This is a genomic window from Brevundimonas sp. (assembly GCF_031412435.1).
Taxonomy (GTDB): Bacteria; Pseudomonadota; Alphaproteobacteria; order Caulobacterales; family Caulobacteraceae; genus Brevundimonas.
On record NZ_JANODA010000057.1, the window covers coordinates 22,079 to 37,109 of the forward strand.

Below are 15,031 nucleotides of genomic sequence, written 5' to 3' on the forward strand. Positions count from 1 at the left end.
TCAGCCGTTCGCCTCGATGTAAGCCTCGGGATCCTTGTTGACCGGCTTCACGCCCGTGATGTGATCGGCCTCGAAGGCGGCGAACTTCACGGCCAGCTCATGCCGCGTCGCCAGCGACGCATGACGGCGGAAGTCGGTCAGACCCTGCCGCTCCTCCTCGCCCATATGCTTGGAGTTGACGACGTTCGCCTTGCCCACCGCCTCGATCCAGGCGCCCGTCCCGACCGGGTAACTCTCGACCGCCTTGACCGCGTCGCGCAGCTTGTTGTGGTCCTCGATGGCGTCCTCGGTCTCGCCCTCGACCGTGCCGTCCTCGGCGTCGTTCGCTCCCTCACCCAGCTTCAGCAGCTCCGGATAGAAGAACCGCTCCTCGGCCTCGGCGTGCACGTCCAGGAACGCCTTCAGCCGCGACCAGACCGCCGTCAGCGCCCCGATGTCCTTCGGATCGATCTGCTCGATGATCGCGAACAGCCGCCGTTGCTCGGCATGGTCGTCGAGGATCAGCTGGGTGATGTCCATGGGGCGGCTCCGGCGCGAATGGTGAAGCCTCGATACGCCTGCGGTGAGGCGCGGGTTCCGTGCGAACGACTCGCGCGGGCTCAGAAGGGTTCGCGGCTCATGTGCCAGACCCGCAAAACCAGAACGCTTTCAGGCTCGGTCCGGTAGACCAGCAAGAAGGGCGTAGCAGAGACGATCAACTCTCGCCTTCCGTCCGGACGAGCCCGCCCCTTGTTCGGAAAGTCACGCAGACCATTCGCCGCCTCAAGCACGCGGTCCTCGGTCGCGATGGCGGCTGAGACGTTGTCCCGTGCGATGTAGGTGACGCCCTCCTCCAGATCGGCTTCCGCCTCTGGCGCCCAGATCAGCCTCAAGCGGCACTCGTCCACAGTGCTCGCCGGGCATGCAGTCTGGCGACCACATCTTCGTGTGGACTGCCTTTGCCGGCCGCCAGTGAAGTTTCGGCCTCAATGATGGCGGCTTCCAGGGCGTCATGCTCACGAGCAATGCGTTCAGCAGCTTCCAGCAGGAGATCGCCGGACGGCAGTCCCCGAGACATCGAGACGGCATCCAGCTTCGCCTTCACGGCCTCGTCCATCTCGATGGTCACGTGCACGGTCATGGGGCGATGCTAGCACCGCCCCTGACCGTCGCCAAACTCAGGCGACGATGGGCTGGACCGATCCGCCATCGACCGGCGCGGGCCGACCGCCGCGCTCGCGACGCGCCGCTTCCAGAGCCGCAGCCGACATCGCGGCCTCGGCGCGGACGCCTTCCAGCTCCGCGCGCAGGGCTGCGGTCTGCTGGGCCATGACCTGGGCCCTGGCCTGCTGCTCGTCCTGAACGGCGGTCAGTTTGGCCTGGATCTTCAGCATCCGGTCCTCGGCGCGGGCGATGGCCTTCTCGTGTGTCGAGGCGGCCTTGGCCAGGGTCTCGGCGCGGTCGACGGCGGCCAGTCGGGCCACTTCCATTCCGGCCAGACGCTGACGCGTGTCCTCGGTCTCGGCCTCGAGTCCGCGGATCCGTTCCATGGCGCGGTCCAGGCTGATCTGCAGCTGTTCCGCCTTGCGCTCCGCACCGTGAGATCCGGCCTGCAGCTCGCTCAGGCGCGAGGCCTGTTCGGTGTTCAGAACCTCCAGCCCGTTGGCGCGGGCCGTGGCCGTGTCGAGCCGCGAGGTCAGGGACGCGATCTCCGCACGCGCCGTTTCCGTCTGGTTCTCAAGCGCCCGCAGGCTCCGGGCCGACTCGCTCTGTTCGGAGGCCGCGCGGGCGCGTTCGGTCGCGAGCTGACCTTCGCTGGCCGCCGAGGCGCGGGCCAGGGCGGCGACCTCGGCCGAAATCTCGTCGACGCGGCGACGCAGGACCGTGTTTTCTTCCGACGCGAGGGCGTGGTCGCGCTGTATCTGGGCGCGACCGCTCTCGGACTCGGTCCGCAGCGTCTCGGCCTGCTTCAGCTGGGTGCGCAGAGCCTCCTGGTCCTGTTCCAGCTCCTTGATCCGTTGGGCCGACGCCCGGTCGGTGGCTTCAAGGGCTTCGATCTTGCCGGTGGCGATCGACAGCTCGCTGCGCAGGCGGTCGGTCTCTACGCGCGCCTCCTGCGAGGCTGCGGTCTGCTCGCCCAGCTTGGCGGAAAGTTCGTCGGCGCGGCTCTCGCTCTCGGCCAGGGCGTCGGCCAGGCGGCGCGCCTCTGCGTTCAGGTCGTCCAGCCGTCCGACCGAATCAATGTTGGCGGCGCGCAGATTGATCAGTTCGACATGGCTGTCCCGGCGAGAGCGGAACTCGGCCTCCAGCGGCTCACGAAGCTGGCCAAGCAGGCTCTCAAATGTCCCGAACCGGCGCGCCATGTCGGTCAGCTGATCGAGGCTGTCCTGAATGGTTTCAAAGCGTTCGCCGATGATGCCGGCGGCGTCGCCGTTCTCCCGCTCCTCGGCCGGCGAGGCGGCCTGGGCGGCCTTGCCGTTCCGCGACAGAACCCGGTCGATCCTCGACAATACCGTCATGACATCCCCCTGACGGGCGGATGGAGCCTGACATCGGCCGGCGCGAATCGCGCCGCCCACCCTTTCCCGTTCAGAAAGATTAATGGGCGTGAGCGGACGAGTCGATACTGTAGGGTCCCGGCCCCTGTGGGCAATCAGTCGGTCAGCCCGCGAACTTCGCCATGTCTTCGTCGGAGATGTCCTCGTTGGAATAGACCATCGAGACGTCGTCCTCGGCGTCCAGCGCGTCCAGAAGCTTCATCAGGGTGCCGACGTGTTCGCCGGTGACCGGCACCTCGGTCTGGGGTTTCCAGACGATGGCGGTCGACTTGGCGTCGCCCAGGATCTTGGACATGGCCTCGGCCACTTCGTTCAGGTCCTCGAAGGCGGTCCAGATGACGTGGCCCGGCGCGTCCTCGTAGATGTCGGGCTTCACCAGATCGGATTCGACGTCCTGGGCGCCCGCCTCGATGGCGGCCTCCATGACGGCGTCCTCGGTCCCGGCCTCGGCGGGGTAGGTGATCTTGCCCACCTTGTCCCACATGAAGGCCACCGAGTTCATCTCGCCCAGCGCCCCGCCGTTCTTCTTGAACGCCGTGCCGATGTTGGAGTTGGCGCGGTTCCGGTTGTCGGTCAGGGCCTCGACGATGATGCCGACGCCGCCCGGCCCCCGACCCTCGTAGCGGACCTCCTCCATCGTATCGACGTCGCCGCCGGCCGCCTTGTTGATGGCGCGCTGGATCACGTCCTTGGGCAGGCTTTCGGCCTTGGCGTTGTTGACCGCCAGACGCAGGCGCGGGTTCAGCGCGATGTCGGGCATACCCGACTTGGCGGCCACCGTGATGTCGCGCGACAGCTTGGAGAACAGTTTGGAGCGCACCGCATCGGCGCGACCCTTGCGGTGCATGATGTTCTTGAACTTGGAATGGCCGGCCATTTTGGTCTCTTGAAGGGCGCTATCGCTCGCGACGCGGTCGCTCGCTGCTTGAGCGCGTTCGGTGTTAGGTATCGGGTTCGGGCCGTCTAGCCCGCCCGCGCTGTTCTGTCACCAATCGGTCGCCGGAACCGGCGACCCTGCGGGGGATTATGCCAGCCACCGACGGAGCTTGACCATGTCAGACAATCCCCTGCACGACGCCGACGCCTATCTCGAGGACGATCTCGACGACGCAGACATCGTCGAATGGTACAAGGGCCGTCCGATGACGGTCTCGACCGCCGTCGCCACCGGCTCCATCGTCGCCGCCTTCGCCATCGGCGTCCTGACCGCCGTCGGCGCCCTGGCCCTGCTGGGCTATATGGACGAGGACTGAAGGGCCTAGGCGGCCCTCAGGTTCTCCACCACGCCCCTCAGCACCGCCGGCAGCGGCTTGGGCCGACGCGTCTCGGCGTCGACATAGACGTGTACGAAATGGCCGATGGCGGCGGGCTCGGCCACGCCACGACGGAAGACGGCGAAGCCATATTTCACGCTCGACGTGCCGATGTGGTCGACCTTGATCCCGACCTCGATGACGTCCGGAAACGCCAGGGCCGAGGTGTATCGGCAGCCTGAATCGACCACCAGGCCGATCGATTCCTTCAGCGCGCCGCCGATGATCAGGTGGGCGTTCACCGCCGAATCCACGAATTCGTAGAACTTGGCGTTGTTGATGTGGCCGTACTGGTCGTTGTCGGCCCAGCGCGTCGAGACCGTGTGGTAGGCCTTGTAGGTCGCCCGGTCGGCCAGAGGCCCCTCGTCGCGTTTCGGCATTCTCTTTTCGTCCCTCGCAGCGCCGGCTTGGTCGCCGATCCTGACGTGACGCTCGGGCTTGGCCTCCGTCGCGTCAAGCGCCTATCGAAGGTCACCCGCGCGTTTCCGACGAGGCTGCTCATGACCCGGACCACCACCCGCGCCGCCGTCCTGCGCGCCATGGGCGCCGCGCGCCCCTATGCCGACAGCCGTCCGCTCTCGATCGAGACCGTGACCCTCGACCCACCCGGTCCGGGAGAAGTCCTCGTCGCCATCAAGGCGGCGGGCCTGTGCCACTCCGACCTCAGCGTCATCAACGGCGACCGCCCCCGCCCCATGCCGATGGCCCTCGGGCACGAGGCGGCAGGCGTCGTCGAGGCCCTCGGCGAAGGCGTTACCGACCTGGCCGTCGGCGACCATGTCGTCATGGTCTTCATGCCGTCTTGCGGCCACTGCAATCCGTGTGCGGAGGGTCGCCCGGCCCTGTGCGAGCCCGGCGCCGCCGCCAACGGCAGGGGCGAGCTCCTGACCGGCGGCAAACGCATCCACGCGCAGGAAGCAGAGGGGCGCGACGAAACCCTCAACCACCACCTCGGCTGCTCCGCCTTCGCCGAGCGCGCCGTGGTCTCGCGTCGTTCGCTGGTGAAGATCGATCCGGCCCTGTCGTTCGCGGAGGCCGCCCTGTTCGGCTGCGCGGTCCTGACCGGTGTCGGCGCGGTGGTGAACACCGCCCGGATCAAGGCGGGCCAGAGCGCGGTCGTCGTCGGCCTCGGCGGCGTCGGTCTGGCCAGCGTCCTCGGCGCCCTGGCCTCCGGCGCCTCTCCGGTGATCGCCGTCGACCTGTCCGAGGACAAGCTGGCCCTCGCCCGTACGCTCGGCCCGGTCCAGACCGTCAACGCCTCGGACCCCGACGCCGTCGATCAGGTCCGCGCCCTGACCGATGGCGGCGCCGACTTCGTGTTCGAGATGGCCGGCTCGGTCCGCGCCCTGGAGGCCGCGTGGAAGATGACCCGGCGCGGCGGCACGACCATCACCGCCGGCCTGCCGCCGCCCGATGCGGTGCTGCCGGTGAACGTCGTCTCCCTGGTCGGCGAGGAGCGCACCCTCAAGGGCTCCTACATCGGGACCTGCGTGCCCAGCCGCGACATCCCCCGCTACGTCTCCCTCTACCGTCAGGGCCGCCTGCCCGTGGACCGGCTGATGAGCGGGACCATCCCGCTCGACGACATCAACGCAGGCTTCGACCGGCTCCATGCCGGCGAGGTCGTCCGGCTGGTCGTGACCTTCTAGGTCTTCGGCGCTTCGCCGGCGGGAGCCGCCGGTTCGGCCGGAGCCTCGGCCGCCGGAGCGGTTTCGGCCGCAGTTCCCTGTGCTGCTTCGGCGGCCGCCAGTTCAGCCTCGGCGGCGGCGATCGCCTCCGGGGTGTAGGCCGGGTGGATCCCCTTGTCGCAGTAGTCGAAGAAGGCCGTGATCTCGGCCTTTCCCGTATCCTTCGCGACCAGCCGCATGTCCGCCCCGCTCAGACCCACGTCGATGGCGCCGCTGGCCTTCAGGGCGGTCAGCACCGGATGGTCGGTGGGCACGGACGCTGCAGGCCGGAAGGTGCCGGTCGCCGTGCCCGACGTGAGCACGGCTGCGTCCTCACGGCCCCAGTTCATCTGCACCGTTTTCGTTTCCGGCAGGCATGACAGGCCGAAAACACTGATGCCCTCGGCCCAGTCACCGTCGCCGAAGTCCAGTTCGCCCGTCCCGCCGTGCGGCGTGAAATACCAGTCATAGGTCGCCGGCATCGCGTCGCCCGAAGGCAGGGTCGCCTGCCCCGAGGGCGCGGCTTCGCCCTGGCCAGACGGCTGACATGCGGCGAGCGTCAGCGCGATGGCGACGACGGACACGGTGCGGATCATGCGGGTATCTTTCACTCACCGTCTCCCCCGACGGCCCGTTAACCTAGGCCGCGAAACCCCGCTTCGCCAAGGGCGTGACAATCGTCCAGGGCAAGGCTAGAGGGACACAAGGTTCTCAAAGGAAACTCACCCATGGCGACCGAACTCTACGACCTCACCGTTCCGCCCTTCTCGCGGGGCCTGACCGCCCTGTCCGGCCTGCTCGACAAGGCCGTCGCCCATGCGAAGGAGACGGGCGTCGATCCCGAGACATACCTTTCGCTGCGCATCATCGACGACATGAACCCCTTTGTGAAACAGGTTCAGACCGCCTGCGACAGCCCCAAGCTCTGCATCGCCCGCCTGTCCGGCGTCACGGCGCCCGTCAACGACGACAGTGAAACCACCATCGCCGAACTGCGGCAGCGGATCGCCGACACCCTCGCCTATCTGGCCTCGGTCCCGCGCGACAAGGTCGACGGCCAAGAGGGCAAGGAGGTGACCCTGACCTTCCCCGGCGGCGAGATGAAGTTCCTCGGCCAGCCCTATGTCACCGGCTTCGCCATGCCGAACTTCTACTTCCACCTGACCACCGCCTACGACCTGCTGCGCGGCGCGGGCGTGCCGATCGGAAAGCGCGACTATATGGGTGCGCCGGGCTGACAGGGTACGGCGCCGGACACAGGAACCTTTGCGGCGACCGACTCTTTTCGCACCGTCAGTTTGCGGAAGAGTTCGGTCGCGTGGTCGTCAAACAATTCAAGGGTCGCGGTCGCCGCGCCGTCACCTCGGTACAACCCCGGCAAGGCGGCTGGCTGTTCCGGCTCTACATGGCCTGGTTCTTCAACGGCGTGAATAAACGCTGAACTCGCGACCCAGCAGCGCCTCGACCTCGGCCCGCGTCGGCAGTGACGGCTGGGCCCCGGCCCGGGTCGCCGCCAGCGCCCCGGCCGCGCAGGCGAAGTCCAGCGCCGCCTTCGGTTCCATCCCGTCCAGCAGCGCCACGACGATCGCGCCGACGAAGGCGTCGCCCGCCCCGGTCGCATCGATGGCGACCACCTCGGGCGGCGTGGCCCAGGCCATCTTGACGCCCCGGTGATACATCTCGGCGCCGCGCGCGCCTTGCGTGATCACCACCCGGCCCCCGCCCCGGTGCAGCAGGTCGCCGTAAAATTCCGCCTCGCCCTCGTTGACGACGATCAGGTCGCACCGCCGCAACAGGGCTTCCGACACCGGCGCGGCGGGCGCCAGGTTGGCGCAGACGAACCCGACGGCCCGGCCCACCGCCGCCTCCACCGTCTCGACCGGCAGCTCCAGCTGTACGATCAGCGCACTCTCGATCCGCGCCGGCAGTTGCTCCGGCGTCACCAGATGGTTCGCCCCCGCCGCCACCACGATCTGGTTTTCGCCCGACGGATCGACCGCGATCAGGGCGACCCCCGTCGGCGCCGCGATATCGACCTCCACCCCCGACAGATCGACCCCGAAACTCTCCATCAACGCCAGGGCCTCCTGCGCCATGGCGTCATCCCCGACCCGGCCGATCAGATTGACCTCGGCGCCCAGCTTCTCGGCCGCCAGCGCCTGGTTGGCGCCCTTGCCGCCCGGATGCCGCGCCAGGGTCGCCCCCGTCACCGTCTCGCCCGCCGCCGGCAGGGAGGGCGCCGAGGCCACCAGATCCAGATTGATGGATCCGACCACGGTGACGTTCATCGGATCGCTCCCAAACGTTCGGCGATCAGGTCGAACACACCCTGCCCGTCCGCCTCGACGGCCCACAGATGCCGCGCGCTCGCCGGATCGACCCGGAACTCCACCGCCGTATGGCCGCGCGTCAGTTCGCTGCCGGTCTCGACCTCGATCAGGCAGGGCTTCAGCCGGAACAGTTCGGGCAGCAGCAGCCAGGCCACCGTGCACGGATCATGCAGGGGCGCGGCATCCCAGCCGACGATGTCCCGCTCGATCCGCTGCGAGAACCGCACCATCGCCGCCGCCGTCAGCGCCGGCCCGTTGCCCACCGCTTCCAGCGCGGCGATCCGTTCCTCGGTCCCGCGCACCTGATGAGTCGCGTCCAGTCCGAACACCACCATCTCGCAACCCGAGGCGAAGACCTCAGCCGCCGCTTCAGGGTCCGCCCAGATGTTGAACTCGGCCGAGGCGGTGATGTTGCCGCCCTCCGACCGCGCCCCACCCATGACCACCACGGGTCCCAACCGTTCGGCCAGACGCGGCTCGGCCCTCAGCGCCAGCGCCAGATTGGTCATCGGCCCCATGACGGCCAGAGCCACCGACTTCGGTTCGGCTCCCATCACCATCCGCACGATGGCCTCGACCGCCGAACCCTCCGCCGCCGGAGCATCGGGCTCCACAGCCTCGAGATCGCCCAGCCCTTCGGCCCCGTGGAATTCGCCAGCCCCAGCCGGGTCCCGTTTCAGCGGCTGCGCCGCCCCCGCGTAGACAGGAACCTCGTCCCGCCCCGCCACCTGCCGGATGATCCGCGCGTTCCGCGTCGTCTTCTCTAGCGGCACGTTTCCGCCGACCGTGGTCACGGCCAGCACCTCCAGCTCCGGCGAGGCGAAGGCCAGCAGCAGCCCGACGGCGTCATCCACGCCCGGGTCGCAATCGATGATCAAACTCTGTCTTTTCACCCGCCCTGAATGCGTCCGGACGCGGATCGTCGCAACGAAAAAGGGCGCGCCGTCGCCGGCGCGCCCCCTCATTCGACCGGGAAGGCGGGTCCTACAGACCGACCACGCCGCCGTCGTCCTTGGTGATCACGATGGTCGCCGAGCGCGGGCGCGAGCCCGTGCCGCCGGTCTGGCTGGCGGGCCAGAACGACGTCGGCGAGGCGCCCGTGCCGTTCTCGCCCGGGTGCTGGATGTTGACGAAGATGGTCTTGCCGTCCGGCGTCGAGTCGATGCCGGTGATTTCGCACTCCTTGGGTCCGACCAGGAAGCGACGCAGGCTCAGGCCCGGCGCCTTGCCGACGAAGGTCGGCTGGGTGCGGGTCGCACCTGTCGCATCGGTGTTGGTGATTGTCCGGGCCGCGCCGTCGCCGACGCTGCCCGGCTGGGCGACCAGCATCATGCAGTTGCTCTTGTCGGTGAAGGCGCCGTCGTCGGTCTGGATCCACAGCAGCGGATTGACCTGGCCGGAGGCGTTCTGGGGTCGACCGAACCACAGGCCGTCCGGCGACGAGAAGTCGTTCGTCGCATCCAGGCCTGAGAGGTTGATGTTGGCGGCGTTCAGGTCCGAGTCGGCCCCGAAGGCGTAGATGTCCCACTGGAAGGTGGTCGCCTCGGGATTATCGCCCGTCTCGCGCAGTCGGATGATGTGGCCGTTCGGGTTGCCGTACTGGGCCGAGTTCGAAGCGCCCTTGGGGTCGTTGTAGTGGCGCGGGTTGGCGGCGTCGGTTCCGGCCAGCGGACGCTGCGACGCAGCGTTGTTGGTCAGGGTCAGATAGACCTCGCCGTTCACCGGGTTGACCGCGGCCCATTCCGGACGGTCCATCTTGGTCGCGCCGACGGCGTCGGCGGCCAGTCGGGCGTTGATCAGCACATCGGCCTGGTTGGCGAAGGCGTAGGCCGGGTTGGCGGCCGTGACCGCACCCGCGCCGAACACCAGCGGCAGCCACACGCCGTTACCCGTTGCGTCGAAGCGCGCGACATAGAGGGTGCCGTTGTCCAGGTATTTGTCGCCGATCGACAGGCGGTCGGCGGCCGTGGCGTCGGCGGCGACCCAGGCGGCGGCCGAGACGAACTTGTAGAAATATTCGCCGCGCGAATCGTCGCCCATGTAGAAGACCGGACGGCGGCCGGCGACGAAGTTGGCGGGCCAGGCGCCCTCGTGACCCATGCGGCCCAGCGCCGTGCGCTTCCTCGGCGTCGAGGCGGCGTCATAGGGGTCCATCTCGACGACCCAGCCGTACTGATTGGGCTCGTTGCGGAAGTCGCCGGTCGCGTCAGCGGCGAGGACCGAGGCGTTCCACTTGGCGAAGACGGTCGAGCCTGCGACGGCCGGGACCACCGAAGCCCAGCCGTTGGCGCCGGACGCGCCCTGGGCCGCGCCATAGCGGTTCAGGGCGACGACCTCCTTCGGGGTGCGGGCGGCGTTGTCGGTCGACGAACGACGGAAATAGCCCGCCCAGTTCTCTTCGCAGGTCAGGTAGGTGCCCCAGGGCGTATAGCCGTTGGCGCAGTTGTTGACGGTGCCGCGACCGGCGACGCCCGTCGGCGAGAAGGCGGTGCGCATCTGCGCGTCGGCGCGCGCCGGACCCCGGATATCCATCGGCGTATTCGGCGTGATGCGGCGGTTGAAGGTCGAGTTCTGGACGTAGTTCCAGCCCGACGTGCCTTTCAGGACCTCGATCACGGCCACGCCGTGGGCCTCGATCTCCTTGATGGCCTCGGCTTCCGGACGGACGCCGCCGACCGAGGTGGGGCCGTTCGGGTGCAGATAGGCGGCCGAGATGTTCTCGTGGTTCATGGCCAGCAGACCGCGCGTCGACGAGTTGTCGTCGCGCAGACCGGTCGTGGCGCCCAGGCCGAAGAAATACAGGGCGTCGTGGTGGTCGCCCGCGCGGCCGGCGAAGTTCGTGTCGGTGCCGTTGTTGGCATAGGCGGGCGTGGCCGCGTTGATCGGGTCGCCCAGCCGGTACAGGACCGAGACGGAATAGCCGGCCGGCACGGTGACGACGTCCAGCAGGTTCTTGGCGACGGCGTTGAAGCCGAGCACCGCCGGGCTGACCGTCACGGTCGTCTGGGCGATCGAGACGACGTTGTTCGCACCGGAAGAGTTGAACGCGAACACCAGCGACGTGGCGGCGGCCACGCTCGGTGCGGTGAAGGTGGCCGTGGTGGAGTTGGCGTTCGTGAGGGTTACGGTCGGCCCCGACACCTGTGTCCACAGCACGCCTGTCGCGCCCGTCGAAGAACCGGTCAGGGTGACCGTCTTGCCCGAGGTCGTCGCGCCGGAGGCTCCGGCAGACACAGTGGAGTCCGTCGTCGGGGTCTCACCGATGTCGCAGCCGGCCAGGCCGAACAGTGCGGCGACCGAGGCCATGCCGCCCATGATCGTGCGGCGCGAGTGACGCTCCTCGACGATCGAACCGAAGGTCGGGTTGGACGAGGTGTTCAGCTCGACGTCGCCGTCGTCGTGGCTGCCGGTCAGATGGAACTCGGACATGGTTGCTCCCCAAAATGTCTGGGGCGCAGCGGTAGCGGCCGCGGTTGTGAAGTTCGTGTCCGAAATATTGCCGTTTTATATTGCGAACAAGTCGCACAACACACGGCGATTACAGCTGATCCGCAATCGGATCATGTATCCGATCAGTCGATGCAGGCCCTGACGCAGGCTTCAGCCAGAACCTCTGCTGAATCTACAAGCGGAACAGAGACATCGGCCGCGTCGAGCAACAGGGGAACCTCCGTACACCCCGCAATCACAGCGTCCGCGCCCGCGACGTTCAGCGCCTCGGCCAGCCGCGCCATGGCCGCGCGATTGTCCACACCCACGTCGCCCCGCTTCACGCCATAGACGCAGGCCATGAAGGCGGCCCGATCCTCGCCCTGCAGCACCACCGGCCTGACCCCGGCCTCCGTCAGCGCCGCGACATACAGCGCCTCCCCGCCCGGCGTCGCCAGGATGCCGATCGCCAGACTTTCACTGGAATGCGCGTCGTACCCCTTCGCCGCCGCCACGGTCGCCGCGATCATGTCGATGAAGGGCAGGCCGGCCGCCACGATCCCCGGCTTCTGCGCATGGGCCGTATTGCAGGGCATGGCCAGAACCTCCGCTCCCGCCGCCTTGAGCCTCGCAGCCATCCGCCCCAGCTCGGCCTCGGCGTCTCCGGGTCGCGTGTTCCGGTCCGGCACCTGCGGATTCATGTCCATCACGACCCGGATGTGATCCGCGTCGCCGTCGGCAGGGGTCAGCGCCTGCACCCGCGCCAGAAAGGCGACGGTGGCGGCGGGGCCCATGCCGCCAAGAACGCCCAGAACCTTGCTCATCCGAACATCGGCTCCAGCTCGCCCTGATAGCCGAACAGTCCCTGCGCCCCGCCGGTGTGCAGGAAGACGACCCGCTCGCCCTCGAACCGGCCGGCCTTCGCGAGCGCGATCAGCCCCTTCATCGCCTTGGCGCTGTAGACCGGGTCCAGCACCAGTCCGTCGGTCCGCGCCGCCAGCATCAGGGCGTCCGCCACCCCCTGGTCGATCAGGCCATAGCCTTCGCCGACATAGTCGCAGTCGGCCACCACCATATCGTCCGTCACCCGGTCCGGATGGCCCAGCAGGGCGGCGGTCTCCTTCGCCAGCTTCAGGACATTGGCCTCCTGTTTCTCCTTCGGCGCCCGCACGCCGATGCCCAGCACGGGAATGTCGGCGCCCAGCACAGCCAGCCCGGCGACCAGACCCGCATGGGTCCCCGCGCTGCCTGTCGCCGTCACGATCCGGTCGATGGCCAGGTCCAGCTCGTCGGCCTGTATGACGATCTCGCGCGCGCAGTCGACGTATCCCAGCGCCCCGATCGGGTTCGAGCCGCCGCCCGGGATGACATAGGGCTTGCCGCCCTTGCTGCGGATCTCCGCCGCCGTCTTCTCCAGCTCGGCCGGCATGTCCGATCCTCCGGGCACGGAGCGAATGACCGCGCCGAACAGCCGGTCCATCAGGACATTGCCGTTGCGGGTGTAGTCGACGGCCTTCGAACCGGTCCGTTCCTCGAGGATGACCTCGCACTTCAGCCCCATGGTCGCCGCGGCCGCCGCCGTCTGGCGCACATGGTTCGACTGCACGGCGCCTTGCGTCACCAGCGTATCGGCGTCCTGCTCGAAAGCGTCGCCCAGCAAGAACTCCAGCTTGCGCGTCTTGTTGCCGCCGCCGGCCAGCCCCGTGCAGTCGTCGCGCTTGATCCACAGGTCGATGCCCAGGGCCTGCGACAGGCCCGGCGCGGGCTCCAGCGGCGTCGGCAGATGGGCGAGGCGCACGCGGGGGAATCGGGCGAGATGCATGGGGGACGGCCTTTCGGGTTCGCCCTCTCCTATCGCGCGTCGCGCCGCCTGCGAAGCCTCAGGCGGCGCGCGACTGACCGATCTCGAGCGCTTCGTGCAGCAGGGCGACGATCTCGGCCGCCGACGTGTCCGGCGTGGCCATCAGTCGCTCCAGCACCGGCGCCGTCTCCGGCCCGAGGCGCGAACTGGCCATGGTCCACTCCGTGAACCGCCTCTCGGTGATCGGCCGGCGATCCAGCACCACGATGTCGCGGTGCCGGGGGTCGGGCGCCAGTCGCCGCAGCAGGGCGTCCAGCGCGGAGGTCGTCCCCTCGACCACCTGGATGAACCGCCCGTCGTGGGCCGCCAGCGTCCCGGTCAGGCCGTCACGGGCATTGTTGCGCTGCGACTCGGCCAGGATCGTCGCCATGTTCAGCAGACTGTCGGTGCGCCCCGTGGCCGTGCTGGCGTAGAGCAGTCGTTCAAGATGCGGCATCACTCACTCCACAATACTGGCGAGAAATCTGGAGCCTGACCCGTATCCGACCCGTAAACGGCCGATATCAAACAGGAAATGTCCGCTTCCCGACACAGTCGCCCGCATCGACGCCGTCGCACCCGACCCCGAACCCGAGGATTGCCCGTCGGCGGGCATCGGCCTATCGTCGGTCCGTTCTCCCGGGGGTCGCGCTTGAGCGGCTGAGATAGGCGTAAGCGCCTGACCGGCCGAACCTGATCCGGGTCATGCCGGCGAAGGGATGAGTACGCTTCGGGACCACGCCACAGTCCCGTCGTCATCCCCGCTAATGGGGGGACGCCCGGAGTCGGCGCGACCCTCTGAAACCACAGAGGCCGCCATGAACGTTCACGTCACCCCGGAAGCAAACGCCGATCAGGCTCAAGCAGAGAGCGCCCGCGGCGCGAGCGATAGCCACGAACCAAATGTGGATCTGTCGCTGAAGGACGCTCGTGAAGAGGTCATGCGCGAGACCGGGACCATCCCCACCGGCGAACGCGCTGGCTCCCGCAAGGTCTATGTCGCCGGCGAACTCTACCCCGACATCCGCGTCCCCTTCCGCGAGGTCGCCGTCCACCCGAGCGCCAACGAGCCGCCGGTGACGATCTACGACTCCTCCGGCCCCTACACCGACCCGACCGTCACCATCGACATCAAGAAGGGCCTGCCCCTGGTCAAATCCAGCTGGCAGCTGGATCGCGGCGACATCGCCCCCGTGCTGAACCCGCGCGAGGTCAAGCCCGAAGACAACGGCCACGCGTCGGGCCGCCACCTCGCCCCCCGCTTCGACGTCTCCAACCACAAGGTCTTCAAGGGCGTCGAGGGTCGCCCCGTCACCCAGTACGAATACGCCCAGGCCGGGATCATCACGCCCGAGATGGAATACGTCGCCATCCGCGAGAACCTGCGGCGCGAGCAGAACGCCCCCTGCATCCGCGACGGCGAGGACTTCGGCGCCGCCATCCCCGACTTCGTCACGCCCGAGTTCGTGCGTCAGGAGATCGCCCGCGGCCGCGCCATCATCCCGCACAACATCAACCACCCCGAGGTCGAGCCGATGATCATCGGCCGCAACTTCCTGGTGAAGATCAACGCCAACATCGGCAACTCGGCCGTCCTCTCGTCGGTAGACGATGAAGTAGATAAGTTGGTCTGGGCCACCCGCTGGGGCGCCGACAACGTCATGGACCTGTCGACCGGACGGAACATCCACAACATCCGCGACTGGATCATCCGCAACTCCTCCGTCCCCATCGGCACCGTCCCCATCTACCAGGCGCTGGAGAAGGTGAACGGCGTCGCCGAGGACCTGACCTGGGAGGTCTATCGCGACACCCTGATCGAACAGGCCGAACAGGGCGTCGACTATTTCACCATCCACGCGGGCGTCCGCCTGCCCTTCATCCCCATGACGGCCAAACGCGTCACCGGCATCGT

At 68.2% G+C, this 15,031-nt stretch carries 17 protein-coding genes and 1 riboswitch; of the genes, 4 read left to right on the forward strand and 13 right to left on the reverse strand.

From position 1 onward, the window contains the following. The 5 genes from RMO01_RS11360 to RMO01_RS11380 form a co-directional block, all read right to left on the reverse strand. The gene (locus tag RMO01_RS11360) at positions 1–519 is read right to left on the reverse strand and encodes a hemerythrin domain-containing protein (RefSeq protein ID WP_309629167.1); all 519 of its coding nucleotides are present in this window, start codon (positions 517–519) and stop codon (positions 1–3) included. A gap of 80 nt (positions 520–599) precedes the next feature. Then, positions 600–872, reverse strand: a complete 273-nt coding sequence (locus RMO01_RS11365; RefSeq protein ID WP_309629168.1) for a type II toxin-antitoxin system RelE/ParE family toxin — start codon at positions 870–872, stop codon at positions 600–602. After that, positions 869–1,120, reverse strand: a complete 252-nt coding sequence (locus RMO01_RS11370) for a hypothetical protein (protein ID WP_309629169.1) — start codon at positions 1,118–1,120, stop codon at positions 869–871. The genes RMO01_RS11365 and RMO01_RS11370 overlap by 4 nt, the downstream gene beginning before the upstream one ends. Before the next feature lie 37 nt (positions 1,121–1,157). Beyond that, positions 1,158–2,498, reverse strand: coding sequence for a hypothetical protein (locus RMO01_RS11375; RefSeq protein WP_309629170.1), 1,341 nt, complete (start codon positions 2,496–2,498; stop codon positions 1,158–1,160). Positions 2,499–2,640: 142 nt separating this feature from the next. After that, positions 2,641–3,414 carry a YebC/PmpR family DNA-binding transcriptional regulator gene (locus RMO01_RS11380; RefSeq protein WP_309629171.1) on the reverse strand — a complete coding sequence of 258 codons (774 nt, stop codon included), beginning with the start codon at positions 3,412–3,414 and terminating at the stop codon, positions 2,641–2,643. 175 nt (positions 3,415–3,589) lie between these two features. Here RMO01_RS11380 and RMO01_RS11385 point away from each other — a divergent pair, with 175 nt between their 5' ends. Next, positions 3,590–3,790 (forward strand): hypothetical protein, encoded by a 201-nt coding sequence (locus RMO01_RS11385; RefSeq protein WP_309629172.1) that lies wholly within the window; start codon positions 3,590–3,592, stop codon positions 3,788–3,790. A gap of 5 nt (positions 3,791–3,795) precedes the next feature. Here RMO01_RS11385 and RMO01_RS11390 read toward each other — a convergent pair whose 3' ends face one another. Next, positions 3,796–4,230, reverse strand: coding sequence for a thioesterase family protein (locus RMO01_RS11390; protein ID WP_309629173.1), 435 nt, complete (start codon positions 4,228–4,230; stop codon positions 3,796–3,798). Between the two features lie 120 nt (positions 4,231–4,350). Here RMO01_RS11390 and RMO01_RS11395 point away from each other — a divergent pair, with 120 nt between their 5' ends. Beyond that, the gene (locus tag RMO01_RS11395; protein WP_309629174.1) at positions 4,351–5,499 is read left to right on the forward strand and encodes a zinc-dependent alcohol dehydrogenase family protein; all 1,149 of its coding nucleotides are present in this window, start codon (positions 4,351–4,353) and stop codon (positions 5,497–5,499) included. Here RMO01_RS11395 and RMO01_RS11400 read toward each other — a convergent pair. Then, entirely contained in the window at positions 5,496–6,128 is a 633-nt protein-coding gene (locus RMO01_RS11400) for a hypothetical protein (RefSeq protein ID WP_309629175.1), read from the reverse strand. The genes RMO01_RS11395 and RMO01_RS11400 overlap by 4 nt on opposite strands. A gap of 117 nt (positions 6,129–6,245) precedes the next feature. Here RMO01_RS11400 and RMO01_RS11405 point away from each other — a divergent pair, with 117 nt between their 5' ends. Then, complete coding sequence (locus RMO01_RS11405; protein ID WP_309629176.1) at positions 6,246–6,755, forward strand: DUF1993 domain-containing protein; 510 nt, start codon at positions 6,246–6,248, stop codon at positions 6,753–6,755. 180 nt (positions 6,756–6,935) lie between these two features. Here RMO01_RS11405 and RMO01_RS11410 read toward each other — a convergent pair whose 3' ends face one another. From RMO01_RS11410 to RMO01_RS11435, 6 genes are all read right to left on the reverse strand, one after another. Beyond that, positions 6,936–7,805, reverse strand: a complete 870-nt coding sequence (locus tag RMO01_RS11410) for a ribokinase (RefSeq protein ID WP_309629177.1) — start codon at positions 7,803–7,805, stop codon at positions 6,936–6,938. After that, positions 7,802–8,725, reverse strand: a complete 924-nt coding sequence (locus RMO01_RS11415) for a nucleoside hydrolase (protein WP_309629178.1) — start codon at positions 8,723–8,725, stop codon at positions 7,802–7,804. Before RMO01_RS11415 ends, RMO01_RS11410 begins: the two co-directional genes overlap by 4 nt. A 106-nt stretch (positions 8,726–8,831) precedes the next feature. Next, positions 8,832–11,276, reverse strand: a complete 2,445-nt coding sequence (locus tag RMO01_RS11420) for an alkaline phosphatase PhoX (RefSeq protein WP_309629179.1) — start codon at positions 11,274–11,276, stop codon at positions 8,832–8,834. Positions 11,277–11,419: 143 nt separating this feature from the next. Beyond that, positions 11,420–12,100, reverse strand: coding sequence for an amino acid racemase (locus RMO01_RS11425; protein WP_309629180.1), 681 nt, complete (start codon positions 12,098–12,100; stop codon positions 11,420–11,422). Beyond that, positions 12,097–13,098, reverse strand: coding sequence for a D-cysteine desulfhydrase (locus RMO01_RS11430; RefSeq protein ID WP_309629181.1), 1,002 nt, complete (start codon positions 13,096–13,098; stop codon positions 12,097–12,099). The genes RMO01_RS11425 and RMO01_RS11430 overlap by 4 nt, the downstream gene beginning before the upstream one ends. Before the next feature lie 58 nt (positions 13,099–13,156). Then, entirely contained in the window at positions 13,157–13,573 is a 417-nt protein-coding gene (locus RMO01_RS11435; RefSeq protein ID WP_309629182.1) for a BLUF domain-containing protein, read from the reverse strand. Positions 13,574–13,745: 172 nt separating this feature from the next. Beyond that, positions 13,746–13,854, forward strand: a riboswitch (TPP riboswitch). 203 nt (positions 13,855–14,057) lie between these two features. Here RMO01_RS11435 and RMO01_RS11440 point away from each other — a divergent pair. Next, positions 14,058–15,031 (forward strand): phosphomethylpyrimidine synthase ThiC (locus tag RMO01_RS11440; protein WP_309629184.1); only part of this gene is annotated, 974 nt, incomplete at its 3' end.